The organism is Hydrogenophaga sp., from assembly GCF_030373225.1.
In the GTDB taxonomy this organism is placed as follows: Bacteria; Pseudomonadota; Gammaproteobacteria; order Burkholderiales; family Burkholderiaceae_C; genus Hydrogenophaga.
In genome coordinates this window covers 1-25,667 of sequence record NZ_JAUCZG010000045.1, presented here as the reverse complement: position 1 = coordinate 25,667, position 25,667 = coordinate 1, and the positions used below count along the sequence as shown (strand labels likewise).

General features: G+C 64.8%; 25 protein-coding genes. 6 read left to right on the top strand and 19 right to left on the bottom strand.

The genetic code is table 11. The annotated features are described in order from the left end of the window. Positions 1–248 precede the first annotated feature (248 nt). Genes QUV35_RS18195 through QUV35_RS18180 form a run of 4 tightly spaced genes read right to left on the bottom strand, consistent with a single transcriptional unit; the run spans position 249 to position 4,729 of the window. Positions 249–1,169, bottom strand: a complete 921-nt coding sequence (locus QUV35_RS18195) for an ABC transporter permease (protein WP_300877263.1) — start codon at positions 1,167–1,169, stop codon at positions 249–251. 2 nt (positions 1,170–1,171) lie between these two features. Next, positions 1,172–2,227, bottom strand: coding sequence for an ABC transporter permease (locus QUV35_RS18190; RefSeq protein WP_300877262.1), 1,056 nt, complete (start codon positions 2,225–2,227; stop codon positions 1,172–1,174). Beyond that, entirely contained in the window at positions 2,214–3,752 is a 1,539-nt protein-coding gene (locus QUV35_RS18185; RefSeq protein WP_300877261.1) for an ABC transporter ATP-binding protein, read from the bottom strand. The genes QUV35_RS18190 and QUV35_RS18185 overlap by 14 nt, the downstream gene beginning before the upstream one ends. After that, positions 3,749–4,729 carry a LysR family transcriptional regulator gene (locus QUV35_RS18180; RefSeq protein ID WP_300877260.1) on the bottom strand — a complete coding sequence of 327 codons (981 nt, stop codon included), beginning with the start codon at positions 4,727–4,729 and terminating at the stop codon, positions 3,749–3,751. The genes QUV35_RS18185 and QUV35_RS18180 overlap by 4 nt, the downstream gene beginning before the upstream one ends. A 94-nt stretch (positions 4,730–4,823) precedes the next feature. Here QUV35_RS18180 and xdhA point away from each other — a divergent pair, with 94 nt between their 5' ends. From xdhA to QUV35_RS18165, 3 genes are all read left to right on the top strand, one after another. After that, entirely contained in the window at positions 4,824–6,392 is a 1,569-nt protein-coding gene (gene xdhA, locus QUV35_RS18175) for a xanthine dehydrogenase small subunit (RefSeq protein WP_300877259.1), read from the top strand. After that, complete coding sequence (xdhB, locus tag QUV35_RS18170; protein ID WP_300877258.1) at positions 6,389–8,926, top strand: xanthine dehydrogenase molybdopterin binding subunit; 2,538 nt, start codon at positions 6,389–6,391, stop codon at positions 8,924–8,926. The genes xdhA and xdhB overlap by 4 nt, the downstream gene beginning before the upstream one ends. Positions 8,927–9,081: 155 nt before the next feature. Then, the gene (locus tag QUV35_RS18165; RefSeq protein ID WP_300877257.1) at positions 9,082–10,500 is read left to right on the top strand and encodes a DUF3179 domain-containing (seleno)protein; all 1,419 of its coding nucleotides are present in this window, start codon (positions 9,082–9,084) and stop codon (positions 10,498–10,500) included. A 116-nt stretch (positions 10,501–10,616) separates the two neighbouring features. Here QUV35_RS18165 and QUV35_RS18160 read toward each other — a convergent pair whose 3' ends face one another. The 11 genes from QUV35_RS18160 to QUV35_RS18110 all read right to left on the bottom strand — a co-directional run bounded on the left by QUV35_RS18160 (position 10,617) and on the right by QUV35_RS18110 (position 20,491). Continuing rightward, a complete protein-coding gene (locus tag QUV35_RS18160) occupies positions 10,617–10,832 on the bottom strand; it encodes a heavy metal-associated domain-containing protein (RefSeq protein WP_300877256.1) in 216 nt (71 codons plus the stop codon). 12 nt (positions 10,833–10,844) lie between these two features. Beyond that, positions 10,845–11,144, bottom strand: a complete 300-nt coding sequence (locus tag QUV35_RS18155) for a CoA-binding protein (RefSeq protein WP_300877264.1) — start codon at positions 11,142–11,144, stop codon at positions 10,845–10,847. 194 nt (positions 11,145–11,338) lie between these two features. Continuing rightward, entirely contained in the window at positions 11,339–12,010 is a 672-nt protein-coding gene (locus tag QUV35_RS18150) for a TetR/AcrR family transcriptional regulator (protein ID WP_300877255.1), read from the bottom strand. Between the two features lie 43 nt (positions 12,011–12,053). Continuing rightward, positions 12,054–13,586 (bottom strand): AMP-binding protein, encoded by a 1,533-nt coding sequence (locus QUV35_RS18145; protein WP_300877254.1) that lies wholly within the window; start codon positions 13,584–13,586, stop codon positions 12,054–12,056. A 16-nt stretch (positions 13,587–13,602) separates the two neighbouring features. Next, entirely contained in the window at positions 13,603–14,616 is a 1,014-nt protein-coding gene (locus tag QUV35_RS18140; protein WP_300877253.1) for an NAD(P)-dependent alcohol dehydrogenase, read from the bottom strand. Beyond that, the gene (locus QUV35_RS18135) at positions 14,617–15,780 is read right to left on the bottom strand and encodes an acyl-CoA dehydrogenase family protein (RefSeq protein WP_300877252.1); all 1,164 of its coding nucleotides are present in this window, start codon (positions 15,778–15,780) and stop codon (positions 14,617–14,619) included. It abuts the gene before it with no gap. Between the two features lie 10 nt (positions 15,781–15,790). Then, positions 15,791–16,780, bottom strand: a complete 990-nt coding sequence (locus tag QUV35_RS18130) for a branched-chain amino acid ABC transporter permease (protein WP_300877251.1) — start codon at positions 16,778–16,780, stop codon at positions 15,791–15,793. After that, entirely contained in the window at positions 16,777–17,634 is an 858-nt protein-coding gene (locus QUV35_RS18125) for a branched-chain amino acid ABC transporter permease (protein ID WP_300877250.1), read from the bottom strand. The genes QUV35_RS18130 and QUV35_RS18125 overlap by 4 nt, the downstream gene beginning before the upstream one ends. Positions 17,635–17,731: 97 nt before the next feature. After that, a complete protein-coding gene (locus QUV35_RS18120) occupies positions 17,732–18,952 on the bottom strand; it encodes an ABC transporter substrate-binding protein (RefSeq protein WP_300877249.1) in 1,221 nt (406 codons plus the stop codon). A 64-nt stretch (positions 18,953–19,016) separates the two neighbouring features. Next, a complete protein-coding gene (locus QUV35_RS18115; protein ID WP_300877248.1) occupies positions 19,017–19,718 on the bottom strand; it encodes an ABC transporter ATP-binding protein in 702 nt (233 codons plus the stop codon). Beyond that, entirely contained in the window at positions 19,718–20,491 is a 774-nt protein-coding gene (locus QUV35_RS18110; protein ID WP_300877247.1) for an ABC transporter ATP-binding protein, read from the bottom strand. The genes QUV35_RS18115 and QUV35_RS18110 overlap by 1 nt, the downstream gene beginning before the upstream one ends. An 851-nt stretch (positions 20,492–21,342) precedes the next feature. Here QUV35_RS18110 and QUV35_RS18105 point away from each other — a divergent pair. From QUV35_RS18105 to QUV35_RS18095, 3 genes are all read left to right on the top strand, one after another. Further along, positions 21,343–21,843: a heme-binding protein gene (locus tag QUV35_RS18105; protein WP_300877246.1), complete on the top strand. Its 501-nt coding sequence runs from the start codon at positions 21,343–21,345 to the stop codon at positions 21,841–21,843. A 184-nt stretch (positions 21,844–22,027) separates the two neighbouring features. Continuing rightward, a complete protein-coding gene (locus tag QUV35_RS18100) occupies positions 22,028–22,753 on the top strand; it encodes a DUF2306 domain-containing protein (protein WP_300877245.1) in 726 nt (241 codons plus the stop codon). Next, entirely contained in the window at positions 22,716–23,108 is a 393-nt protein-coding gene (locus QUV35_RS18095) for a VOC family protein (RefSeq protein ID WP_300877244.1), read from the top strand. The genes QUV35_RS18100 and QUV35_RS18095 overlap by 38 nt, the downstream gene beginning before the upstream one ends. A gap of 50 nt (positions 23,109–23,158) precedes the next feature. Here the strand turns inward: QUV35_RS18095 and QUV35_RS18090 are convergent, their stop codons facing one another. The 4 genes from QUV35_RS18090 to QUV35_RS18075 form a co-directional block, all read right to left on the bottom strand. Further along, on the bottom strand, positions 23,159–24,256 hold the full coding sequence (locus QUV35_RS18090; protein WP_300877243.1) for an NAD(P)-dependent alcohol dehydrogenase: 1,098 nt from the start codon (positions 24,254–24,256) through the stop codon (positions 23,159–23,161). Between the two features lie 39 nt (positions 24,257–24,295). Beyond that, entirely contained in the window at positions 24,296–24,514 is a 219-nt protein-coding gene (locus QUV35_RS18085; RefSeq protein WP_300877242.1) for a YdcH family protein, read from the bottom strand. 258 nt (positions 24,515–24,772) lie between these two features. Next, positions 24,773–25,303, bottom strand: coding sequence for a GNAT family N-acetyltransferase (locus tag QUV35_RS18080; protein ID WP_300877241.1), 531 nt, complete (start codon positions 25,301–25,303; stop codon positions 24,773–24,775). Positions 25,304–25,396: 93 nt separating this feature from the next. Further along, positions 25,397–25,576 carry a hypothetical protein gene (locus QUV35_RS18075; RefSeq protein ID WP_300877240.1) on the bottom strand — a complete coding sequence of 60 codons (180 nt, stop codon included), beginning with the start codon at positions 25,574–25,576 and terminating at the stop codon, positions 25,397–25,399. Positions 25,577–25,667 lie beyond the last annotated feature (91 nt).

Genomic DNA, 25,667 nt, shown 5'->3' with positions numbered 1-25,667 from the left:
CCGCCCCAAGGCAGGCCCAGCCCCCTCGGGGGGCAGCGGACCTCGCGCAGCGGGGCAGCGTGGGGGCGCCACCGGGCCAGCCGCCGGGCCGCCCCAAGGCAGGCCCAGCCCCCTCGGGGGGCAGCGGACCTCGCGCAGCGGGGCAGCGTGGGGGCGCCACCGGGCCAGCCGCCGGGCCGCCCCAAGGCAGGCCCAGCCCCCTCGGGGGGCAGCGGACCTCGCGCAGCGGGGGAGCGTGGGGGCCACAATCATGCGCCGGGATAGAACGGCTTTCCGATGGAGGTCGGCATGTTGATGCGGATCCAGGTCGGGTTGCGCGAGATCAGCACCAGCACCACGATGGTGGCGAGGTACGGCATCATGGTCAGGAACTGACTGGGCACATTCACGCCGATGCCCTGCAGATGGAACTGCAGCATGGTCACGCCGCCGAACAGATAGGCGCCGAGCAACACGCGTGCCGGGCGCCAGGTGGCAAAGGTGGTGAGCGCCAGCGCGATCCAGCCCTTGCCCGCGATCATGCCCTCCACCCACAGCGGCGTGTACACGGTGGACACATAGGCGCCGGCCAGGCCGCACAGCGCGCCGCCCGCCATCACGGCCATCAGGCGAATCCGGCGCACCGGATAACCCAGCGCATGGGACGACTCCGGGCTCTCGCCCACGCTGCGCAGCACCAGGCCGGCGCGTGTGCGGTAGAGAAACCAGATCAGGCCGAACACGAGCGCCACGCAGGCATAGACCATGGGGTGGTGTCGAAACAGCGCCGAGCCCAGCAGGGGAATGTCGGACAGCCAGGGAATGGCGAACTGGCTTTGTTCGGGCAGTTTTTCCTGCACATAGCGCGAACCGGCAAAGGCCGAGAAACCCGCACCGAACAGGCTGAGCGCCAGCCCGGTGGCGTACTGGTTGGTGTTGAGCCAGATCACCAGGCCGCCGAAGATGGCCGCCAGCAGCGCGCCCGCGCCCATGCCGGCGGCAAAACCCAGCGCCGTGCTGCCGGTGTGCACCACGGTGGCAAAACCGGCCAGCGCGGCGCACAGCATCATGCCCTCGGCCCCCAGGTTGACGATGCCGGCCTTCTCGTTGATGAGCAGGCCCAGCGAGGCGATGGCCAGCACGGTGCCGGCGTTGAGCGAGGCGGCGAAGAGCAGAGCAAGGGGTTCCATGGTCATTTCTTCCAGACGAGACGGTAGGCGATGAGCGTGTCGCAAGCCAGCAGCGCAAACAGCAGCAAGCCCTGAAACACCCCCGTGATCGATTTCGGCAGCCCCATGCGCGACTGCGCGAGCTCACCGCCGATGTAGAACATGCTCATGAGGATGGCCGAGAACACGATGCCCACCGGGTGCAGGCGACCCACAAAGGCCACGATGATGGCCGCGAAGCCATAGCCCGCCGGCACATAGGGCGTGAGTTGGCCGATCGGCCCGGCCACCTCCAGACCCCCGGCCAGGCCGGCCGCACCGCCCGAGACCAGCAAGGCCGTCCACAGCGCCCTGCGCGAGGAGAAGCCGGCGTAGCGCGCCGCTGCCGGCGCAAGTCCCCCGACCAGTTGCGCGTAGCCCGCGTAGGTGCGAAACAGAAACACCCACACCGCAGCCACACCGGCCAGCGCCAGCAGCAGGCCGATGTTCACGCGCGACCCGTCCATCAGGCGCGGAATCTGCGTGGCCGCCTCGAAGGTCTTGGTCTGCGGAAAGTTGTAGCCCTGCGGATCCTTCCAGGGGCCGTACACGAGGAAGTTGAGCACCTGGATCGCCACGTACACCAGCATCAGGCTCACCAGGATCTCGTTGGCGTTGAAGCGGTCGCGCAACAGCGCCACGATGCCGGCCCACAACATGCCGCCCACCACCCCCGCCGCCAGCACCGCCGGCACGATCCACGGGCCGGTGGTCTTGTCGGCCGTGAGCGCCACGCCAGCGGCAAAGATCGCGCCCAGGATGTACTGCCCCTCGGCGCCGATGTTCCACACGTTGGAGCGGAAACACACGGCCAGGCCCAGCGCGATGATCAGCAGCGGCGTGGCCTTGACCATCAACTCGGACAGCGCGTAGCTGCTCTTGATCGGCTCCCAGAAAAACACCTGCAGGCCGCGCACCGGGTCTTTGCCGAGCACGGCGAACAGGATCACGCCGATGACCACCGTGATCGCGAGCGCCATCAGCGGCGAGGCGTAGCCCCAGGCCCGGGACGGTTGCGGGCGGACTTCAAGCCGCAGCATGGGCGGTCTCCTTCTTGTTGTTCTGCTGGTCGTCCCACAGCCCGGACATCCATTCACCGATGCGCTCGATGGTCGCGTCCGCCCGGTCCAGGCTGGGCGAGAGTCGCCCTTTGGCAATCACGTGCAGCCGGTCGCAGATCTCGAACAGCTCGTCGAGCTCTTCGCTGACCACCAGCACCGCACAACCCGCATCGCGCAGCGCAAGGATCTCGCCGCGGATCTGCGCCGCCGCACCCACGTCCACGCCCCAGGTGGGCTGGCTGACGATCAGCAACCTGGGCCGCGCTTCGATCTCGCGCCCGACGATGAACTTCTGCAGATTGCCGCCCGAGAGCGACTTGGCCGCCGCGTCCGGACCGTTGGCCTTCACGTTGTAGCGCGCAATCACCTCGGCCGCCTGTTTCTTCAGCGCGCCCAGCCTGATCCAGCCGCCCGCGCCCAGGGCGTCGCGGCGCGACAGCAGCAGGTTGTGCGCGAGCGACAGCGTGGGCACGGCGCCGCGCCCCAGGCGCTCTTCGGGCACGAAATGCAGGCCGAGCGCGCGGCGCCGGCCCGGGCTCAGGCGCGACACGTCGTTGCTGCCCATGCGGATGCTGCTGCCCGGCGCGCGCGTGTCTTCACCCGACAGGCAATACAGCAGCTCGCTCTGCCCGTTGCCCGACACGCCGGCGATGCCCACCACCTCGCCGGCGCGCACCGTGAGCGTGATGTCGGTCAGGTGGGTGCCGAACGGGTCGTCGCTGGCCAGCGTGAGGCCGCTCACCTCCAGCACCGGAGCACCGGCGTGCAGTTCGCGCACGTTGAGCGCCGGCGGCTCGGCGCCGATCATCAGCCGCGAGAGCGAGGCGTTGCTTTCCTGGCGCGGATCGCACACCCCCGTGACCTGGCCGCCGCGCAGCACCGTGCAGGCATCGCACAGCTCGCGGATCTCGTGCAGCTTGTGGCTGATGTAGAGGATGCTGCAGCCCTGCGCGGCCAGCAGCCGCAGCACGACGAACAACTTTTCCACCGCCTGCGGCGTGAGCACCGAGGTCGGTTCGTCGAGGATGAGCAACTGCGGCCGCGTGAGCAGCGCGCGGATGATTTCCACCCGCTGCATCTCGCCCACGCTGAGCGTGTGCACCGGCCGCGAAGGGTCGATGTCCAGGCCGTATTCGGCCGCCTTGGCGGTGATGCTCGCGCTCACCTCGGGCAGGGTGAGGCTCTTGTCCAGCCCCAGCCAGACGTTTTCGGCCACGGTGAGCGTGTCGAACAGGCTGAAGTGCTGGAACACCATGCTGATGCCCAGCGCCCGCGCTTCCTGCGGATTGCGGATGTGCACCGGCTGGCCGTTGAAGTTCACCGTGCCTTCGTCGGGCTTGACCGAGCCGTAGATGATCTTCATCAGCGTGGACTTGCCGGCGCCGTTTTCGCCCAGCACGGCGTGCACCGAACCCGGCACCACGGTAAGCGAGATGCCGTTGTTGGCCACCACGCCGGGGTAGCGCTTGGTGATGCCGGAGAGCTGGAGTCGGGTGCTGGTCATGCGGTTGCGTCGAGTGGAGGGTTGGCGCTGACAGCAGGTTCGGGCTCCGGGCGGCGAAGGGAAGCCGCCACGGACTTGATCTGCTCGCGCAGCCAGCGTCCCGCGGTCGAGGCGTGGGTGCGTTCGTGCCAGAGCTGGTAGTACATCATGCGTGGGAAGGTTACCGGGCAGGGCATCACCTGCACCGGCAAGGTGCCGACAAAGCGCTCGCAATACTGGCGCCCGGTGGTCAGCACCAGCAGGCTGCCCGCCACCATGGCCGGGATCAGCCCGAAATGCGGGCAGCGCGCGGTGATGTTGCGCACCAGGCCCAGTGTGGCCAGGTGGTCGTCGATGACGCCGCGCGCTCCGGGGTGGGTCGGCGTGGGCGCGATGTGCTCGGCATCCAGCCAGGCCTGCACGTCCCAGCCGCGGCGCGCCGCCGGGTGCTGGGTGGACACCAGGCACACCACCTCGTCGCCAAACAGCCGGCCCAGGTGCAGGTCGTCCGGCGGCTGCGCCCAGTTGCCGATGACCACGTCCACCGTGCCCTGGGCCAGATGGTTGCGGTAGTCGGAATCACGCGAGAGCGGGTGGATATCGATCGGGCAGTGGGGTGCGGCGCTCTTGAGCTGCGACACCAGCTGCGGCAGAAAGAACGGATCGAGGTAGTCGCTGGCCGCCAGGCTGAAGGTGTGGTGGGCGGTGGCCGGGTCGAAACTGCGGGCGTCGGAAAACAGCACCTCGGCGCTGCGCAGGATGTCGGCCGCCGGCTCGATCATGCGCAGGCCGGCGACGGTGGGCACCATGCCCGAGCCCGAACGCACCAACAAGGGGTCTCCGGCGAGCTCGCGCAGGCGCTTGAGGGCCGCACTCACCGCCGGCTGGTACATGCCCATGCGCAATGCGGCACGCGAGACGCTGCGCTCGGTGAGCACGGTGTGCAACACGCGGATGAGGTGCAGGTCAATCTTGTCGAACATCGACACGTATTTCATACCCGGGTCAGCGTCGTGGTGATGGTGGAATCGGCATTTTCAACATATGGCTGAGCATATGTTGTGCCATGGGGCCCGGCGTATGCTGGCGCGCATGACCGCCTTGATTTCACCCCAAACCCTGACTTTCTGGCGCCGCGGCCATGCCGTGACGCTGGACAACGTGGCTCCCGACCGCACCCTGCTGGAGGTGCTGCGCGACGACCTGGGCTGCACCGGCACCAAGGAAGGCTGCGGCGAAGGCGACTGCGGCGCCTGCACCGTGGTGCTGGGCGAGGCGGTGGGCGGGCAGCTCCGGTACAAGGCCATCAACAGCTGCATCCGGCTGGCGCATTCGGTGCAGGGCATGGCGGTGTGGACAGTCGAGGACATCGGGGCGCGGGACGACACCGCCGCCGGGCCGCCCCAAGGCGGGGTCAGCCCCCTCGGGGGGCAGCGACCCGCGTCAGCGGCTGAGCGTGGGGGCCTGCATCCCGCCCAGGAAGCCATGGTGCAGTGCCACGGCAGCCAGTGCGGTTTCTGCACGCCGGGCTTTGTCATGAGCCTGTTCGGCATGTTCCAGAACAGCGCAGGAAAGCCCATCGACCGCGCCCAGGCCGTGGCCGACCTGTCGGGCAACCTGTGCCGATGCACCGGCTACCGACCCATCTTCGACGCGGCACAGCAGATGGGCAGCCTGCCCCTGCCGGCCGGCTGCGCCGTGAACGAACCCGTGGTGGTGGCCGCGCTGGAAGCGCTGGGTGAGCGCCCCGCCCCCGCCACCGACGGCGCCTACCTGCGCCCCACCACCCTGGCCAGCCTGCTGCAGGCGCGCAGCGCTCACCCGAACGCCCAGGTGGTGGCCGGTTGCACCGACGTGGGCCTGTGGGTGACCAAACAACACAAGCGCTTTGCCCGGGTGCTCGACGTGACCGGTGCCGAAGAGCTGCGCCGCGTGGAAACCTGGCCGCACCACATCGCCATTGGCGCGGCGGTGTCGCTGCACGAGGCCTTTGCCGCGCTGGTGAGCGAGCGTCCAACGCTCAAGACCTTCGCCCAACGGTTCGCCGGCCTGCCGGTGCGCAACTCGGGCACGCTGGGCGGCAACGTGGCCAACGGCTCACCGATTGGCGACAGCATGCCGCTGCTGATCGCGCTGGGTGCGAACGTGGTGCTGATGCGCCGGGATGCACGGCGCCAGGCGGTGGCCCACCGCGAGTTGAAGCTGGAGGACCTGTACACCGGGTACCGGACGAATGTGATGAAACCCGATGAGTTGCTTTGCTGGATCAAGGTGCCCAGGCCGCAGGACAAGGAGTTCCTGCGCGCCTACAAGATCAGCAAACGCTTCGACGACGACATCTCCGCCGTCTGCCTCGCCATCCGCCTGACGCTGGACGACGGCAAGGTCGGCTCCATCTCCATCGGGGCCGGTGGCGTGGCCGCCACACCGGTGCGCGCCCGCCAGACCGAAGCCGCCCTGCTCGGCCAGGTGTGGGACGCCGACACGGTGATGGCGGCCATGGCCACCCTGCGCGCCGAGTTCCAGCCCATCAGCGACATGCGCGCCAGCGCCGCCTACCGCCAGACGGTGCTCGGCAACCTGCTGCAGCGCTTCTGGCTGGAGAGCCAGGGCATGCAGGCGATCAACCTCGAATCGGTTTCGATGGAGGCCCTGGCATGAATTCACGAGACCAAGCACAGGCCACCCCCGTTCGCCCTGAGCCTGCATCCGTTCGCCCTGAGCCTGTCGAAGGGCTCACCAACCCCTTGGCGGGGGCTTCGACAAGCTCAGCCCGAACGGAATCTGGCTCAGCCCGGACGGCGTTGCGTGCCGCCGGCGTCTCCCGTCACCACGAAAGCGCACGCGCCCAGGTGGCTGGTGGCGTCACCTACATCGACGACATTCCCGAGGTGCGCGGCACCTTGCACGCCGCGCCCATCTTCTCTCCCGTGGCCCACGGCCGCCTGCGCGGCATCGACGCCTCGGCCGCGCTCGCCCTGCCCGGCGTTCGCGGCATCGTCGATGCGCGCGACATCCCGGGCGACCCGGTGCTCGCTGCGTTCGCACACGATGAACCGGTGTTCGCCAGCGACACCGTGCAGTTCGCCGGCCAGGTGGTGGCCCTGCTGCTGGCCGACGACACCATGACCGCGCGCCGCGCAGCCCGGCTCGTCAAGCTCGACATCGAACCCCTGCCCGCGGTGATCAGCGTGCACGAGGCCCATGCCCTCGAAAGCCACGTCCTGCCGCCGGTGCATGTGAAACGCGGCGATGCCGCCGCCGCGCTGAAGCGCGCGCCCCACACGATCGAAGGTCACTTCGAGGTCGGCGGCCAGGAGCACTTTTACCTGGAAGGCCAGATCGCCTTTGTGTTGCCGCTGGAGCAGAACCAGTGGCGGGTGTACAGCAGCACCCAGCACCCCGGCGAGGTGCAGCACTGGGTGTCGCACGCACTCGGCATTGCCAACCACGCGGTGACGGTGGAATGCCGGCGCATGGGCGGCGGCTTCGGCGGCAAGGAAACGCAGGCCGGCCACCTGGCCGTGTGGGCCGCCGTGGCCGCCCACAAACTGCAGCGCCCGGTGAAACTTCGGCTCGACCGCGACGACGATTTTCTGATCACCGGCAAGCGCCACCCCTTCGCCTACCACTACCGCGCCGGGTTCGACGACACCGGCCTGCTCTGTGGGCTGGAGCTGGAGATGCTGGCCAACTGCGGCTTTTCAGCCGACCTCTCCGGGCCGGTGGCCGACCGCGCCATCTTTCATGCCGACAACGCCTACTTTCTGGAAGACGTGGCCATTGCCAGCTACCGCTGCAAGACCAACACCCAGAGCCACACCGCGTTTCGCGGCTTCGGCGGGCCGCAGGGCGTGATCGTGATCGAGCGCATCCTGAGCGACATCGCGCGCACGCTCGACATCGATCCGCTCGATGTGCGGCTGCGCAACCTGTACAGCGACGAACCCACCGCCGGGGCCCTTCGATCCTTCGACAAGCTCAGGACAGGCCGAGCTCAGGGCGAACGGGGAGGTTCCGTTCGGGCTGAGCCCACCGCCGTTCGGGCTGAGCCTGTCGAAGCCCTCGCACAACGCAACGTCACCCACTACCAGATGAAGGTGGAAGACAACATCCTCGAACCGCTGATGACCACGCTGGCCAACACCAGCCACTACCGCCAGCGCCGCGAGCAGATCAAGGCCTGGAACGCAGCAAGCCACGTCATCAAGAAAGGCATGGCGCTCACGCCGGTGAAGTTCGGCATCAGCTTCACCGCCACCTTGTTCAACCAGGCCGGCGCGCTGGTGCACGTCTACACCGACGGCAGCGTGCAGGTGAACCACGGTGGCACCGAAATGGGCCAGGGCCTCAACACCAAGGTGGCGGCCATCGTGGCCGACGAACTGGGCGTGCCGTTCGGGCAGGTCCTGTCCTCCGCGGCCGACACCAGCAAGGTGCCCAACGCCAGCGCCACCGCTGCCAGCGCCGGCACCGACCTCAACGGCCGCGCCGCGCAGTTCGCCGCGCGCCACGTGCGTGACAACCTCGCCGCCTTCGTGGCCGGGCTCGACGGTTGCGGCGCCGGCGCCGTGCGGTTTGAAGCCGGCCAGGTGATCACACCGAAGGCCGCACGCGCCTTCAACGAGGTGGTGCGTGCGGCGTATGCCAACCGCATCCAGCTCTGGAGCGACGGCTTCTACCGCACGCCCAAGATCCACTACGACAAGACCACCATGCAGGGCCGGCCGTTCTACTACTTTTCGTACGGCGCGGCGGTGACCGAAGTCGCCATCGACACCCTCACCGGCGAGAGCCGCGTGCTCAAGGTCGACATCCTTCACGACGTGGGCCGCAGCATCAACCCCGCTATCGACATCGGCCAGATCGAAGGCGGCTTCGTGCAGGGCATGGGCTGGTTGACGACAGAGCAACTCGTCTGGAACGACAAGGGCACCCTGCAAACCCACGCCCCCAGCACCTACAAGATCCCTGCCACCGGCGACATTCCCGAACACTTCCAGGTGGACCTCTGGCCCGAGCCGAACCGGGAAGACAACGTGCACGGCAGCAAGGCCGTGGGCGAGCCGCCGTTCATGCTGGCCATCAGCGTGTTTGAAGCGCTGCGCGATGCGGTGGCGCAGGCGGGTGGCAAGCCGGAGGGAATGAATGCGCCGGGAACGGCGGAAGAGGTGTTGAGGGCCTTGGGCGAATAGCGGGTGCCCCGGGCGCAGAGAAGGACGGACACCTTTTGGCATGTCCCGCTCGCCGATCTGAACGACAGGCACCACAGCAGGACTCGGTAAGACTGGCGGCCTTCGCACGACCAAGTGGTGAGCGGTCACTTTTCGCGGCCGGGCTGGAGCCTGTCATGTTCAACACACACCCAGCACACCACGGCGTAGCCACCGGGTGTTTGCACCAGCGCCGGTGGGCGTGGCTGGCCGGGGTTTTGCTGCTGTTTTTCGTCGCCCTGGTGCAGAGCCCGGCCGCAGCGCAGACCCGGCAACCGGCCCCGCTGCTGGACAAGAACCGCCAGCCGTTTCCGCCGGCGCCCGCGGTGAAGGACGGGCCGCTGTCGCCCGCCGTGAAGCGCGCGCTGGCGCTGGCCTCGGCCGACTGGAAGGACTACCGCTTTCCGCAGGCGGCGGTGCGAGCGCTGGGGGCGTCGCGAGACCCGCGCATGGCCTGGTACCTGTTCGACGTGCTGCGTTTTGCCAGCAGCGGACGCCAGCTGGAGGTGGTGCGCGCGTTCGAACAGCTCACCGGCGCCTCGCTGCCGCCCGACCCCCACACGGCCATGGGCGACCGCCTGCTGGCCTGGAACCTGCCGGCCCCACCCGGCTACCGCGAGATGAAGCGCGACCTGTACCTGCTGATCGAACCCCGCTGGGCGCCCCTGTTTGCCGACGCGGAGTCGGCCGTGGACTGGCGGCATGTGGGCTGGGGCGGGGTCTATATCGACGACCGCCCCGACGCCACGGCCGGACAGCCATGCCCGCGCGGTTGCATACCGGCGCTGGACCAGCCCAAGGTGACGCCCGCGAGCGAAGGCGGCTGGTACCCGGCGGACGCCGTCGTTTTCGGCGTGGTGGTCAATGGCCAGGCGCGGGCCTACCCCAAGCCCATGATGGAGATTCACGAGATGGTGAACGACACGCTGGGCGGACGGCAGCTGGGCATTCCGTACTGCACGCTGTGCCTGTCGGCCCAGGCCTACTTCACCGACCGGGTGCCGGGCTTTGCGCCGCTGCTGCGCACCTCGGGCCTGCTCTCGCGCTCCAACAAGCTCATGTATGACCTGCGCAGCGGGTCGGTCATCGACACGTTCACGGGCAAGGCCCTGTCGGGCCCGATGCGCAAGGCCGGCGTGACACTGGAGCAGACGACGGTGGTGGTGACGACCTGGGGCGCCTGGCGGGCCGCCCACCCCATGACCACCCTGCTGGCGCAGGACGGCGGCATCGGCCGCAGCTACCCCCTGGATCCGCTGGGCGGGCGCGATGCGCAGGGCCCCATTTTCCCGGTGGGCGACGTGGACCCGCGGCTGCCGGTGCACGAGGTGGTGCTGGGCGTGACCGGGCCGCAGGGCCAGGCGCTGGCCTTTGCGCGCGCCGCGGCGCAGCTGGCGCTGGCGGCCGGCGAGCCGGTGGGGCTGGGCGGGGTGGAGGTGCGCAACGAAGCTGGCGGGCTGCGCGCCTTTGCCGGCGGCCAGGAGCTGACGGCGCAGCAGTCGTTCTGGTTCGCCTGGAGCCAGTTCAAGCCGGGCACGCTGCTGTGGCAGCGCTGAGCACCGGCCGCGTGTCAGCCTTTGGGCCGGCGGCGTTCACTGCGCAGCGGCGGGCAGGCCGATGCCGAACCACCAGGCGAACAGCGATGAAACCACCGCCATCGCCCCGGCGCGCTTCAGGCGCCTTGCACCCGGGCTTCGTAACCGGCCTCGGCCAGCGCGGCCGCCATGTCTTCGGGCGCGATCATGGCGGTATGGCTGACCCAGGCGGTCTGCTCGACCAGGTGAACGTCGGCCTGGTTCACACAGGGCAGGTCTTGCAGTTCGAACATGACAGCGTCGGCGTCGTCCTGCGTGAGCATGTTGGGGATGTGGAAGGTGGTTTCGGGCATGGGGTGCAAGGGTCAGCGCGGGCTCATGCGCCCGGCTTCGATTCTGAGGCATCGGTCCCGGACCGAATCGAGGCCGGCTCCGGTGGCGATGCGGTCGGCCTTTAGGCTGCGCAGGCCCATTTGCCGCCACAGCGTTCTGGCACCCCCGGCCACCGCGCTGCGCGCGATGTCGGGAACGCATTCTTCGCGCCGCAAGACCTTGCCCCGGTCGACGGGACAGGGGATGTTCTTCAGGCGTGCACGGACAGGAGTTCCAACCGCATGAGGGACGAGGGACTGCTCCAGGCGTGCACCCAGGCCCCTGGCAGTCACCGCTATTGAGAGTCCACTCAAGGGGGCGCTGCAGACCGCGTGGGCCTGTGTGTGGCACGAACGCGCCGCTTTGATGCGCCACCCCAAATGTCCAGGCCTGGCAAGCGCACCCCAATGGCATGGCGGTCGTCGGCCAAGAGTCGATGTCTCCGCTCCCACCGGCAGTGGGTGGTCCTGATCCGCCGCGAGAGGCGTCAGCTCCGAACTTTGCGGGTCGGAATGGGCCGCATCAGCACACTGTCAAAATAGATCGCGGTGAACTGGTCGATAGGCTGCAAACTGCGCATCAACTTCGCCCGCAATATGGCCCCTTCCCACCCCACCCAGAAAAAGCGGGACAGAGCTTCGGGATCTTGCCCTGGGGCAAGCTCGCCAACCTCTATCGCTTCTTTCAAACAACCCGACACGCGCCGCTCCCAAGACAGAAGAACACTCTCCAACCGCTCACGAAATTGCGTGTCAAGTGCAGCGAGCTCTTGTCCGAGATTGCCAATCAAGCAGCCTCTCTTGAAGTCGAACTTCACCATGCCATTTTTTGCGTTGAGGACAAAGTCCCTCAGGCGCTGCAAAGGAGATCGGTCGACATTGCCGAAGATTCGATCCATTTTTCTGGCGTAGTACTGCTCGTAGTTGTCTATCACGGCATGCCCGAAGTCATCCTTGCTTTTGAAGTAGTGGTAGAAGGATCCTTTGGGCACGCCCACCCGTTTGAGCACCTCTTCGATACCCGTGATCTGAAAACCACGCTCTGTCAGCAACTCGGTGCCACACCACACCAAATCCTTTCGCGTGTCCACCCGAGCCGCAGAGCGCATGGCTCTTTTTCCCTTTTCGACAACGAATGAAGTTTGGTGGGTGATATTCACGAGATGCTCTCTGTCTTTCACAGCTTGGTCGAAGCTCTGAATTTTACTGGGGCCAGTAACGCTGTTTGACCAGCTTTTTGTACAGTTTCCCAGTGGGCAAGCGAGGTAGTTCCGGGTCGAAATCGATCGAGCGCGGGCACTTGAAGTCGGCCAGATGGTGGCGACAGAAGGCCAGCAATTCGTCGGCCAGAGCTGGGCCAGCATCTTGATCGTTGATCAGTTGCACCACGGCCTTGACCTCCTCACCCCAATCGGGGTTAGGAACCCCAATGACCGCAGCGTCCAAGACCTTGGGGTGTTGCAGCAAAACGTTCTCGGCTTCTTGCGGATAAATGTTGACACCCCCGCTGATGATCATGAACGCCTTGCGATCCACGAGGTACAGGTAGCCCTGCTCGTCCAAGTAGCCAATATCCCCCAAGGTCGTCCAGCCTTGCGCATTGCGCGTCTGGGCTGTTTTTTCAGGGTCGTTGTGGTACGTGAACTGAGGGCCGTCTGCGAAATAGACGGCGCCCGACTCTCCTTGCGCCAACGGCGCGCCTTCGTCATCGCAGATATGCAAAACACCTTGCGAGGCTCGACCGACCGAGCCTTTGTGCGCCAGCCATTCAGGCGTGGTGATGCTGCAAAAGCCGTTGTTCTCCGTGCCCGCGTAGTACTCGTGAATGATGGGACCCCACCACTCGATCATTTGCTCTTTGACATCCACCGGGCAGGGCGCCGCCGCATGCACCGCCATCTTCATGGACGACAAATCAAACTGCGCCCGCACAGCCGGGTCCAGCTTGAGCATGCGCACAAACATGGTGGGCACCCATTGGCTGTGGGTGATGCGCAAGCGCTCGATGGTTTGCAGCGCCAGCAACGCGTCAAAGCGCTCCATCACCGTCACCGTGCCACCCATCTTGATCACGGTCATGCTGTGCCGCAGCGGCGCGGCGTGATAGAGCGGTGCGGTGGAGAGGTAGTGGCTGTTGGCGTCATACCCAAACAGCGGCGACAGCAGCGCCACCAGCATGGTGCGTTGACCCGCCGGGGTTTTCGGCAGCGGCCACAGAACGCCCTTCGGCCGCCCGGTGGTGCCCGATGAGTACAACATGTCGGCGCCCTGCAGGGGCACAGCGGTGGGGGTCACGGGCTCGGTCGCGCATTGCGCAGCCCAATCGCCATGACCGTGCCGCGCTCCGCCATCGCCCAGGCAGAAACAGCGTGTGGTCTCGGGCAGCTTGTTGATCAGGCCTTGATCCAGCACCTCCAAGCCTGTCGCATAGACGAACAAACGGGCTCCACAGTCGGCCACGATGTAGACGATTTCTTCGGCCGTCAACCGGGTGCTGATGAGTGTGTAGTACACGCCACTGCGGTCGAGGCCAAAACACAACTCCAGCAACTCCCTGCAATTGCCCATTAAAACGGCCACATGGTCGCCCGGCTGCAGTCCCAAGCGGGTCACCAGATGGGCCACCTGGTTGGCACGGGCGTCGAGTTGGCCAAACGTGACCCGCTCACCGCCTTCACACATTTGAAAGGCGACTTTTTGCGGGTCTGCGGTGAGCGCTTGAAGGGGAAACAACATCGGCGTCGCTCGTGACTCAGTGTTGAACGCAGACTTTTCCAAACTGCGCGCCGCTCTTCAAATAGGCCATGGCCTCTTTGAGTTCTTCAAAGGCAAACACTTTGTCCACCACCGGCACGATGCGGTGCTGCGCCATGGCGCGCAGCATCGCTTCCATGCCGTCTCTGTGGCCCACAGTGATGCCTTGCAATCGCACCTGGCGGGTGATGATGTGGCCCAGCGATGTGTTGACGCTGCTGCCCGAAAGGATGCCGATCATGGCCAGCGTGCCGCCAGGGCGGATGCAACGCAGGGACTGTGGGAGCGTCTTCTCTCCACCCAGCTCCAGAATCAGGTCGTATCCCCGCCCCTGGGTGAACCCGCGGGTGGCTTTGGCCCACTCGGGTTGTTCACGGTAGTTGAGTACCTCATCAGCTCCAAGCGCTTTGGCGCGGGCCATGCGGTCTTCTGTTGAGCTGATCACGGTGACATGGGCGCCCAAGCATTTGGCAAATTGCAGCGCAAACAGGGCCACACCGCCGCAGCCTTGCACGAGGACATGATCGCCCGCCTTGACATGGCCGTAAGTCACGACGGCGCTCCAAGCGGTCAATGCGGCGCAAGGCAAGGAGGCGGCCTGCAGGTCGCTCAAGTAGTCGGGGACCACCACCACGCCCTGCTCCGACAAACACATGGTCTCGGTCATGGTGCCATCAATGGGGCCGCCCAGCGACTGGGTCAGGCGCTGCAGATCCGGCTCGCCCCCTTGCCAGTTCTGAAAATAGGTCGGGCACACCCGGTCGCCCACCTTCACGCGGGTCACGCCAGGGCCCACCGCGCTGACCACGCCCACACCGTCTGAAATGGGAATCAGTGGCAATTCGCCGGTGTAATTGCCATAGCCGCGCTCAGGCACCACCAGATCGCGGAAATTCAGCGAGGACGCACGCATGCTCACCAACACCTGACCCGCACCTGCTTGTGGCTGCGGCCGCTGGGACAGTCTCAAGTTGTCCAATCCCCATTCACCTTCGATTTGAAAAACACGCATTCAGCTTTCCCCTGGTTTGAGTCGAAAATTCTGGGCAACGCGCTCAAGCAACATGGCCGTTGAGCCGTCGGCCAAAGCGGCCGCGTGGGTAGCGGCCAGATGCCGCAAAAAGGGGTGACGGTCCAAAAAGCCTTCGGCCCCCATGGCATGCAGGAGTTCCCCCAGCTGAGTCTGTGCCATCGATGTGGCGTAGAGCTTGGCCTGAGCGGCCTCGGCTTGAACATCTGCACCCTGGTCAATTCGTGCGCAGGCATCGGCCACCAAGAGCTCACCGGCTTTCAGGGCTGTGGCGGCTTGCGCCAGCTGCCAGCGCCAGCCTTGGTGTTGCGTCAGCGGTTTCCCAAAAGCCTGCCTCTGCTGCCCATAAGCGCTCGCTGTGGCCAGCGCTTGCGCCACCATCCCGCAACACATGGCGGCCACATAGGTGCGGGCGCGGTTGATGCCATCCATGATGTCTGCGAAGGCCACGCCCGGCGGGCACACCATCTGCTCGGGTTTGCAAAACACCTGATTCAAGACAAAGCCGCCCAAGCCCATGCTGTTGAAAGCGCCGCTGGAGGACACGGGCCGGCGCTCAAAGCCCGGCGCGTGCGCGTCGACCCAAAAGGCCGCCATGCCTTTGACCCCGGCGCCCGCCTTGGTCTGGGCATAGACCACGACGCCGTCGGCATGCGCGGCATTGATGATCCAGGTCTTTTCACCACTGAGCAACCAACCGTCGCCAGAGGGACTGGCCAGGGTTTTGAGTTGCGCAAGGTCAGAACCCGTGTCGGGCTCGGTCAGTGCGGTGCAAGCCACCGTCCGCCCGCTCAAGAGGTCGGGCAGACAAGCTGGAGCCAGACCATCTGGAGAATACCGAAGCAGCAGCGTCGCCACATTGTGGGAGTTGACCAAGGCCATGGCCGCGCCAAAGTCGGCGCCGGCCAGGCGATGCAAGACCTGAGCCGTGTCGGTGAAAGACAAAGCCAGACCGCCCCTTTCGTGCGGAACTTGCAGACCAAGCAGGCCCGCTGCACCTGCCGCTTCGAACAAGGCTCTGCGTTCCCAACCCCCACGCGCCCACTCGGCTGCGTGGGGCACCAAACACTGTGTCGCAAAGTGCTCGGCAACCGTGCGGGAGGCACGGCCTGGCGTCGCAACATCAGGATGAGAAGCAGCTTGCATCACAGGGTGATCAAGCTTTTGGCGAAGACGCTTGTGCACGCAGCCGGCGCCAGAGCCCCATCGCCAACGGAACCAAACCCTTGGGCAGGAAGATGGTGGCAACCACCAGGATCAAGCCGTAGGTAATGAGTCGGAAGCTGTCGGCAAACCTCAGGATTTCAGGCAAAAATGTCACGCTCACAGCACCCACAATCGGTCCCATCAAGGTGCCGCTCCCTCCCAGAATGACGGCCAGAATGACGTTCAAGGACTGGTCGACCCCAAAGGGCTCTGGATTCAGGAACCCGATGTAGTGCGCGTAGAGCGTGCCGGCCAGACCCGCCAGCATCGAACTCAGCACAAACGCAAACAGTTTGTAGCGCGAGGTGACGACGCCCATGGCTTCGGCCAGATCCTCGTTTTGACGGATCGCCAACATGACACGCCCGACGCGCGAATGCAGGACCATCGCACAAAGCCCCGTGACCAAGGCTGCACAGAAGAGCGCCAATGCGTAGTAGTTGAGGTTGCTGCGCCCCTCAAAACTGAAGACATGGCCGAACAGGTTCAGCTCGCCGGGTCGCGGCACGTTGGGTATGCCTGCCTCACCACCGGTGAGCGCGCTGAAGGTCATCAAGACAATGAAGATCACCATGTTGTAAGCGAGCGTCACGATGGAGAAGTAGTGACCCTTGACCCGCAGACTCGGGTAGCCGGCCAGCAAGGCTGCGAACCCGGTGAACAGGGGGGCCAGAAAAAGCGTCACCCAGACCGAGAACCCCCAATTGACAGTGAGCAAGGTAGAGGCATAGGCCCCAATACCCATGAAACCCGCCTGCGCAATCGAGACGTAACCGACAAAACCCTGCGTCAGGTTTTGACCTTGGGCCAGCACAATCCAGATCAAGGCCAGGGTCAACAAATGGATGTAGTAAGGCGTGGACATGGCATGCGGCAGCGCCAAGGCGCCCAACACCATTGCCACACCCACCACCAGCGGGAATCCGGGATTGCGTTTCATTTTTTCCCCAGCAAGCCTTGCGGCATCACCAGCAAGACAAGGATCATGACCAGGAACGAGATGACGTCTTTGTAGGCCGAAGAAAGGAAGCCTGCAGCCAGCGACTCACTCACACCGAGCACCAGTCCGCCCAGGATGGCCCCAGGCAAAGAACCCAGGCCACCGAGAATCAAGACGGCGAATCCTTTCACGGCGAAGCTCTCTCCCACACCGGGAGCCAACGCCAGCAAGGCACCGATCAACGCACCTGCAGCCACTCCCAGCGCAGATGAAATGGCAAACACAACAGAGGAAACGAAGTTCACGTTCACGCCCATCAGAACCGCCGCATGACGATTCTGTGCCACGGCGCGCACCGACTTGCCGGTCTTGGTTTTCAACAAGAGCACCGTCACCAAAGCCACCAAGCTGACGGCCGTGATGAACACCACCAAACGCAGCTGCGAGACAAAAAGGCCACCGAACTCAAACACCTGCTGATAGGGCGTCTGGATGATCACCTGGTCGGCTCCAAACATGAGCAGGTTGCCGCCCTCGAGCATCATGGTCAGGCCCAGCGCAATGATGAATGCGTTGATGTGCGGTGCATCGCGCACGGGCCTGTAGGCCAGGCGTTCGATCAACATGCCCATGATCGCGCCGACCGGCATGGCCAGGGCGATGGCGGCAAAAAAGGGCATGCCCATGGTGGTCGAGAACACGAAGGTCAAGTAGCCCCCGAACATGGCCAAAGAGCCATGCGCAAAGTGCGCTATGCCCAGGATGCCAAACACCACGGTCAGCCCGAGGGCCACCAGGGTATAGACCGACCCAATGGCCAAGCCATTGAGCACTTGTTGCAGCAGCTCGATCATCGCAATGAACCCTTGTTGTGCGCTGGCGCGGCAGAGCGCCTGAGCAGTCCCCGGGCAAGCCCGGGGACTGCGCCCCACCACCATGCAGTCGGCTGCTTTACTTGCGCAGACCGCGCAAGAAGCCGGAGTAGGCCTTGTTGTCAGAAGGCAGCTCTGCCACGAAGACCCATTTGTCCTTTTGCCATTGGAAGGCGCCATTGGACGTATAGGCCTGACCGTTCTGGTCGAACATCGCACCTCCATCGTTTGCCATGTACTTCATGACAGCCTCCTTGGGAATTGGCAAAGTGCGCACGGCTTCTGCGACTTTCTTGGCATCCTTGGCACTGCCCGCGCGTTCGATCGCATTTTTCAGCACATAAACCTGGTCATAGGCATAGGGCGAACTGGGTGTCGGCGATTGGCCAAACTGCTTTCTGTAATTGGCATCGTATGCTTTGGCCTGAGGCCCCAAAGCTTCTACGGTCAGCTCTGTGGGGCGAAGATCCCAAACGCCTTCCATTTGCGCACTTGATGCCACCCTCAAAAACTGCTCTTCGCTGCCGCTGGTGAAACCGTAACGCGGCACATTCAGGCCCAACTCCACCGCCTGGCGGTATACAAAGGCAGCAGGCTCAACATAACCGACGACCAAGATTGCATCCGGTTTTAAGCCGCGGATTTTTGTCAGTTGCGGCGTCATATCACGATCACGAAGACCAAATGCTTCTTTTGCGATGATCTTGCCGCCAGCCTTGTTCAACTCCTTTTCAAATGCCTCCACGTACTGGGTATAAAAGCCGACTTCCAAAGCGCCGATGACCGCGACATTGCGTGCACCTTTTTGTGCAACAAAGGTACCGGCTGCGGCACCAGTGAAGTCTGCTGGTGGACGTGTCCGAAAGACGTTGGGAATGCCCTGCGCCGTGATGGCACGTTCAGCGGCATTGCCCACCAACATGACGGCGTCCTCTTTTGCAATGAAGGAAGCAACAGCACTGGTTGAACCGGAGCAGCAAAAACCCAGCAGGTATTTCACGTTGTCACGGTCGATCAGCTTTCGCACACTGTTGGTGGCCTCTGTCGGGTTGGCTTTGTCGTCCGAGGTGATGACCTTGAGTTTGTAGGTGGTTGTACCGGCCTTGATACCGCCTGCTGCATTGATTTCATCTGCGGCCATTTTGACTGCGTTGGCCTGTGGCAGGCCGTAAACAGCACCACCGCCAGTCAAGGCGTCGTTGACGCCGATCACCAGTTCTTCATCCGCAGCGTGGGCCAGGGGCAACATGGCAGCACTCAAAGCCAATGCAGCCAATGTCAAGGGTGTTTTCAGTTTCATTAGTCGTCTCCAATTGATAAATGTGCTCTGTCACATGCAGGCCTGTAAGGCGCTGCGCTTGATCTCAATAGCCCAAATAGGCTTTGCTCACTTGCGGATCGTTTTGCAACTCTTGTCCAGTGCCATGCAGCACCACCTCGCCCGCTTCCAATACGTAGGCACGATCGGCCAGGCGCAGTGCCATGGCAGCGTTTTGTTCCACCAAGATGATGGTTGTACCCATGGCCTTGATGCGCGCCAGAATTTGCTCGACTTCTTCGACGATCTTGGGCGCCAGACCCAGTGAGGGCTCGTCAAAAATGCAGAGTTTTGGCCGGGCCATCAAGGCCCGCGCGATCGCCAACATCTCTTGCTCGCCACCGGAGAGGGTTCCGGCCCGCTGCTTGGCGCGTTCACGCAACACGGGGAAGAGACTCAGCATCTTTTCGATGTCGCTGCCCTGTTCGGCATCGCGGCGGGTGTGTGCACCCATCTCCAGGTTTTCCAGTACCGACATCTCGGCAAACACCTGGCGACCCTCCGGGCACATGGTGATGCCCTTGCGGACAATCGCGTGACCACTGAGGCCATCGAGGCGGTCGCCCATGAACTCGATGCTGCCCGAGCGCACTTCGTTGAGCCCACAAATGCACCGCAGCGTGGTGCTTTTGCCAGCGCCGTTGGCACCGATGAGGGCCACACACTCTCGTTCTTTGACCTCCAAGCTGATGCCGTGCAGCACGTTGACCTTGCCGTAGCCGGCCGACAAATTTTTTATCTGCAACATCAGTGCACCCCGCCCAGATAGGCCTCGATCACCGCGGCGTTTTTTTGAATTTCTTCAGGTCGGCCCTCAGCAATCTTTTGGCCGAAATTCAGGACCGCGATGCGATCACAGACTTCCATGATCAGCCCCATGTGGTGTTCGATGACCAGCACCGCCAGCCCACGCTGGCGGATGCGCAAAATCAAATCGGCCAACTCTTTGCGCTCCTTGGCCACCATGCCCGCGGCAGGTTCGTCGAGCAAGATGAGTCTGGGCTGCGCGGCCAAGGCCGTGGCAATCATCAAAAGTCGCTGCTGGGCCGAAGAGATGGCCGAGGTGGTTTGTCCGGCCACATCACCGAGCCCCGCAAACTCCACCAAGTCCTGTGCCTTGACGTACTGCCGCTCTTCTTGCGCACGCGCCGATTTCGTGCGCAGTATTGAAGACCATGGCGAAACCTCATAGCAGGTGTGACAAGCCGTGAAGACCTGGTCCAGCACGGTGGTTTCTGCCAGCAGACTGGTGGTTTGAAAGGTGCGCGCCATGCCCAGCGGAACCCGCTGGCTGATCGGCAGTTTGCTGACGTTTTGATCGCGCCAAAAAATGTCGCCACTGGTGGGTGGAACCGCGCCCGAGATCAGGTTGACCGAGGTGGACTTGCCCGAACCGTTGGGCCCGATCAAACCCACGATCTCGTGGGAGCTGACCTCAAAACTCAGGTTCTTGACAGCCTGGACGCCACCAAAATTCTTGCTGACTTGATTCAAGGCCAAAAGACGCTCTTGTGAAGGCATGCAAACAGCCGCTTTCTTTGATCTCGGTTGAACACTTGCGAAAGTGCCTGGGCAAATGCGTGTCGTTACAGCCCCTGACAAGCACACCATCAGACTATCAGTAGACCGGTCGTCTATGTTCAGTAGATACCCTGATGATGCGTACTTTTCGGATTCCGGCGGTTCGACCGAGACGGGCCTGTGTACGCCTCACCTCCAACGTTGAGCGTCTGCCATCACGACTGACCACGGACTGCTCCTCGACGATTGGAGAACATTGGCCATCGAGATCACAAGTCGCCAACCATGAGGGGGCAGGAGCAAGAGATGGCAACTTGTTGGATGCCCGGTATCGGCGGCACTTCTCCCGTATGGGCAGAGGCCGTTGAACGGCTGGTGATGAACGATGCTCCCGTCGAGGCGACGCGCATGAACGACTCAGTCCAGTCTCAAGCAGCCGTGTGGTGTGTTCCGAACCGGACCCACAGCGCGTCAAGCATCGGTGGTTCAGCCAACGGGCGCCCCACTGAGGTCTGCCGCCGCTTTGCGCACGTGTCCCGGCCCGTGCCGACATCCGCAAGCCCCGCTCGCCCTTGGGCCTCGGCTTTCAGGGCCGGGGCATGTTCCTCACCGAGGACCGCACCCATCGCGGCGCCAGCGGCGGCCAGGTGGTCATGCGCAAGCCTTCGCCCAGTCCCGCTGTCCAGTCCCTGCCCTTCGCGGGGCGCCATGGTGCCGGCCTTTGTGCGTGGCGAGTGGTCGTGACGATTGATCCAGATCAGAGCAGGACAGCCCCCCCGGGGCTAGCATGAGTCCGACGCAGTGCCGCACAGGTTGGCCTGCGCGAACACCCCAACACCAGGAGACTGACCATGCGCCACACCCTCATCGCCCTCGCACTTGCCCTGCCCCTGGCTGCCCAGGCACAGACCAAGGCTCCGGCAGGCAGCTTCGAAATCAAGACCCTCACACCAGAGACCGCGCTGGTCGCGGCCCAGGCCGCGCTGGCCTCCTGCCGCGCGCAGGGCTTTCAGGTCGGCGTGGCGGTGGTCGACCGCTCGGGCCTGACGCAGGTGTTCCTGCGCGACCGCTTCGCTGGCGCGCACACCGTGGACGTTGCCACCAACAAGGCCTGGACAGCGGCGAGCTTCCGCACCTCCACCCTGGAACTGGCCAACGAGTCACAGCCCGGCAAGCCCATGAGCGGCATCCGCAGCACACCCCGCATGCTGGCGGTGGGCGGCGGCGTGGTGATCGAGGGCGGCGGCTCGATCTATGGCGGCATCGGTGTTTCGGGTGCGCCCGGCGGCGATGCCGACGACGCCTGCGCCCGCGCCGGCATCAAGGCCATCACCGACAGGCTCGAGTTCTGACCTGAGAATCCCTGGGCGGGCCGGGAGCTGATCCGGCCTGGCTCATGGCTGCGGGAAGATCAAGGGCTGGCGCGCGCTCGTCCATGCAATGGCGCATGGGCTCTCTGCAAGTTTGCACAGTTCCCCACAGGGCTTCGCGTGGATAGCATCTGCCCGCATGCATCCGCCCCGAATCGAACCTTCCTTGATCCGTGCCTTTGCACGGCCAGCGCCGCTGGTTTTGCTGCTGGCCTTTCTCACCGGCATCCCGGTGGTGATGGCGGCATTCCGGCTGGTGCAGATCCCGCTGGGGGCCCTGCCGGAGGACAGCCTGCGGCTGGCCGGTGTGCCGCTCTCGCTTTTCCTTCATTCGCTGGGGGGTGTCCTGTTCGGCGTGCTCGGGCCGCTGCAGTTCGTCCTCACCATTCGGCGCCGATGGGGAATGCTGCATCGGCTGACAGGGCGGGTCTTCGTTCTGGCCGGCGTGGCGATGGCGCTGGCGGGGCTGGGGCTGCTGTTTCAGGTCCAGAGCCTCTCGACCGGCCTGCTGGATGCCGCGCGCGGGGTCTTCAGCCTGGCGCTGATGCTGGCGCTGGGCATGGGCGTGGCAGCGGCGCGGGCGCGTGACATGGCGAGGCACCGGGCCTGGATGGTCCGCGCCTATGCCATCGGCATGGGGCCAGGGACCGTGGCGCTGGTGATGTTCCCGATCTACCTGATCACCGGCGCGCCTGTCGTCGGGCTTGTCGCAGACATCGTTTTTGTCGGCCAATGGTTGACCACCATGGCCCTGGCCGAATGGGTCATCAGGCGGCTTTCAGCCTTGCAGCCCACTCAACTCTTCGCCGCGCGCTACCATCCAACCGCAAAATTTTTTGCCACAAGGAAAAACAATGTTCAGTCATGTGATGGTGGGGTCGAACGACCTTGAGCGCTCGAAGACCTTCTACACCGCGGTGCTGGCCACGCTCGGCGTGGGTGAGCCGGTGCAGAACACGGCAGGCTCGGGCCACAAGCGGCTCTTCTTTCGCCACGAAGGCACGTCGTTCTGCGTGAGCGAACCCATCAACGGGGAAGCGGCATGCCCCGCCAACGGCGGCACCGTCGGTTTCAAGTGCTCGTCACCCGAACAGTTGCAGGCGTTTCACGACGCGGCCGTGGCCCACGGTGGCGTGTCGATTGAAGACGCACCCGGCCCGCGTGGCGGCCCGTCAGGCAGCATGCACCTGGCCTATGTGCGCGACCCGGACGGCAACAAGCTCTGCGCGCTCTACCGCGTGCCATGAGGCCGGCGGCCCAGGCTTGCTGACACCGTTCGGCGCTGCTGCTTGCGGCCTCAGGGCTTGATGGCCACCTTCAACACGCCGTCGCGCTGGTTGGCGAACAGTTCGTAAGCGGCCACGATGTCGTCGAGCTTGAACTGGTGGGTGACCATGAGGCCCAGGTCGATGCGGCCGGAGGCCACCACGTTCATGAGACGGCGCATGCGCTCCTTGCCGCCCGGGCACAGCGCAGTGACGATGCGGTGGTCGCCCAGACCGGCGGCAAACGCGCCCAGGGGGATGGTGAGGTCGCTCGAATAGACACCGAGGCTGGAGAGCGTGCCACCGGGTTTGAGCACACGCAGTGCCGATTCAAACGTGGTCTGCGTGCCCAGCGCCTCGATCGACGCGTCCACGCCGCGCCCGCCGGTGATCTTCATGATCTCGTCGACCACGTCGCAGTTCCTGAAGTTGAGCGTGAGGTCGGCGCCCATCTTTCTGGCGATGCCCAGGCGGTGGTCGTTGCCGTCCACCGCGATGATGGTGGAGGCACCGAGCAGGCGTGCGCCCGCCGTGGCACACAGGCCGATGGGCCCTTGCGCAAACACCACCACGGTGTCGCCGATGCGGATGTTGGCGTTCTCTGCACCCTTGAAGCCGGTGGACATGATGTCGGGGCACATCAGCACCTGTTCGTCGGTCAGGCCGTCGGGAATGGGCGCCAGGTTGGCCTGCGCATCGGGCACCAGCACGTACTCGGCCTGGGTGCCGTCGATCAGGTTGCCGAAGCGCCAGCCCGCCGTGGCCTTGAAGCCGTGGCAGCCGCACAGGCCTTGGGGGATGAGGTAGCTGCCGTCCTGCGAGGGCGCACCGTCCTGCGCGGCATACGAGTTGAAATTGGGACAGATGGCACCGGCGATCACCCGCTGGCCCTCGCTGTAGCCCTGCACGGCGCTGCCGAGCTTTTCAATCACGCCCACCGGCTCGTGACCGACGGTCAAGCCCTTGGCCACCGGGTACTCACCCTTGAGGATGTGCACATCGGTGCCGCAGATGGTGGTGGTGGTGATGCGGATCAACGCGTCGTTGGGCCCCACGTCGGGAATGGGCTTGTCCACCACTTCAATGCGGTTCTTCTCGACGAAGACGGCGGCTTTCATCATGGTGGCCATGGGGGTTCTCCTGAAACGGTTGAAGACGGGGTGGAGGTGTCAGGCGACGCTGGCCTTTTTCAGAATGGCATACAGCTCGTCCTTGAGCTGCAGCTTCTCGCGCTTGAGCGTCTCGATCTCTGGCTGGGTCGCCATTTCGATGCCGCTCTCCATGTTCTTGATCTTCTGGTCGAGCTCGTTGTGCTTGTCGAACAGGCGCGTGAAGTGGTGGTCGTGGTGCTTGAGGCTGGTGATCAGGTCGCGGTATTCAGGAAACATGGGTTCGCCTTTCAAGGGTGGCCGTCGGGGCCTCGGGTGGGTGGGAATGCAGGGTTGGCAGGCGCGCGCAGGGCCGCCACCCATGGCCACGCCGCAGCGTGGTTTTCAGTTTGGTGCAAGGCCGTGCCGGGCCCTTTGATTCAAATCAACCCGGGTGCGAAGTGGCAGCTTGAACGCATTGCGCCCGGGCATCTGTGCGCCAGCGCACGGGCGGCGGTGGTGGCCCGGCCGCACGGCACCGGCCCGGGTCGGGGAAGCCTATTCGCGCCAGTATTCCGGCTTGTCCAGGCTCTGCGCACAGGCGATGGTGCCCGTGACCGAGCCCAGCACACCGGGCACCAGCGGGCGAACCATCCAGGCGTCTTCGGGCACGATGGCACAGGGGGCACGAAGGCCGTGAGGCATGGCCGGCTCGAAGCCGCAGCGCGTGTAGTAGGCAGGGTCACCGAGCACGAACAACAGTTGCACACCCGACGCGGCGAGACGGCTGGCGCCGTGTTCGATGAGCGCGCGGCCCACCCCCTGGCGTTGCGACCCGGGCAGCACCGCCAGCGGCGCGAGGATGGCCGCGGGCACCGGGCGGGATGCGCCAGCCAGAACGGCCTGGGTGAACAGCACATGTCCGACCGGCTTGTTCGCCACGAAGGCCAGCAGCGACAGGCTCGGCTGGGCGGTCGGGTCCTGCAGCAGATCGGCCACGAGCGCCGCTTCGTCCTTGCGCGCAAAGGCGGCGCCTTCGATGCTCTGCACGACATCGGCATCCGCTGCGCCGGCTTCAAGAATTTGCATGGGCATGGTGATGGAGGTTGCTGTGGACGGGGAATGTTCGGTTTGAACCGGCCTTGCCGTCAAGCGCCGCTGCGGGCCTGCCCGGGCGAAGGATCAGGTCTTGCGCCTGCTGAGCAAGGCATGGACCACCAGCGCGCCAAAGCCGCAGATGAGGAGCCACTTGAGGGTGGCCGCGCCGGCCGCCGCGGCATGGGGAACCGCAGCGCCCAGGCGCGGCATCTGGGTGAGCCACCCATGCAGTGCATTTTCAGTGGCGTCGCCCAGGGCGGCCATGGGCAGCGCCCAGGTGGCGAGCCGGCGAATCGTCGGGCCTAGTGTCCTGTCCCGCTGATACGTGAGCAAAGTCGGTGCAACTTTTCAAGAA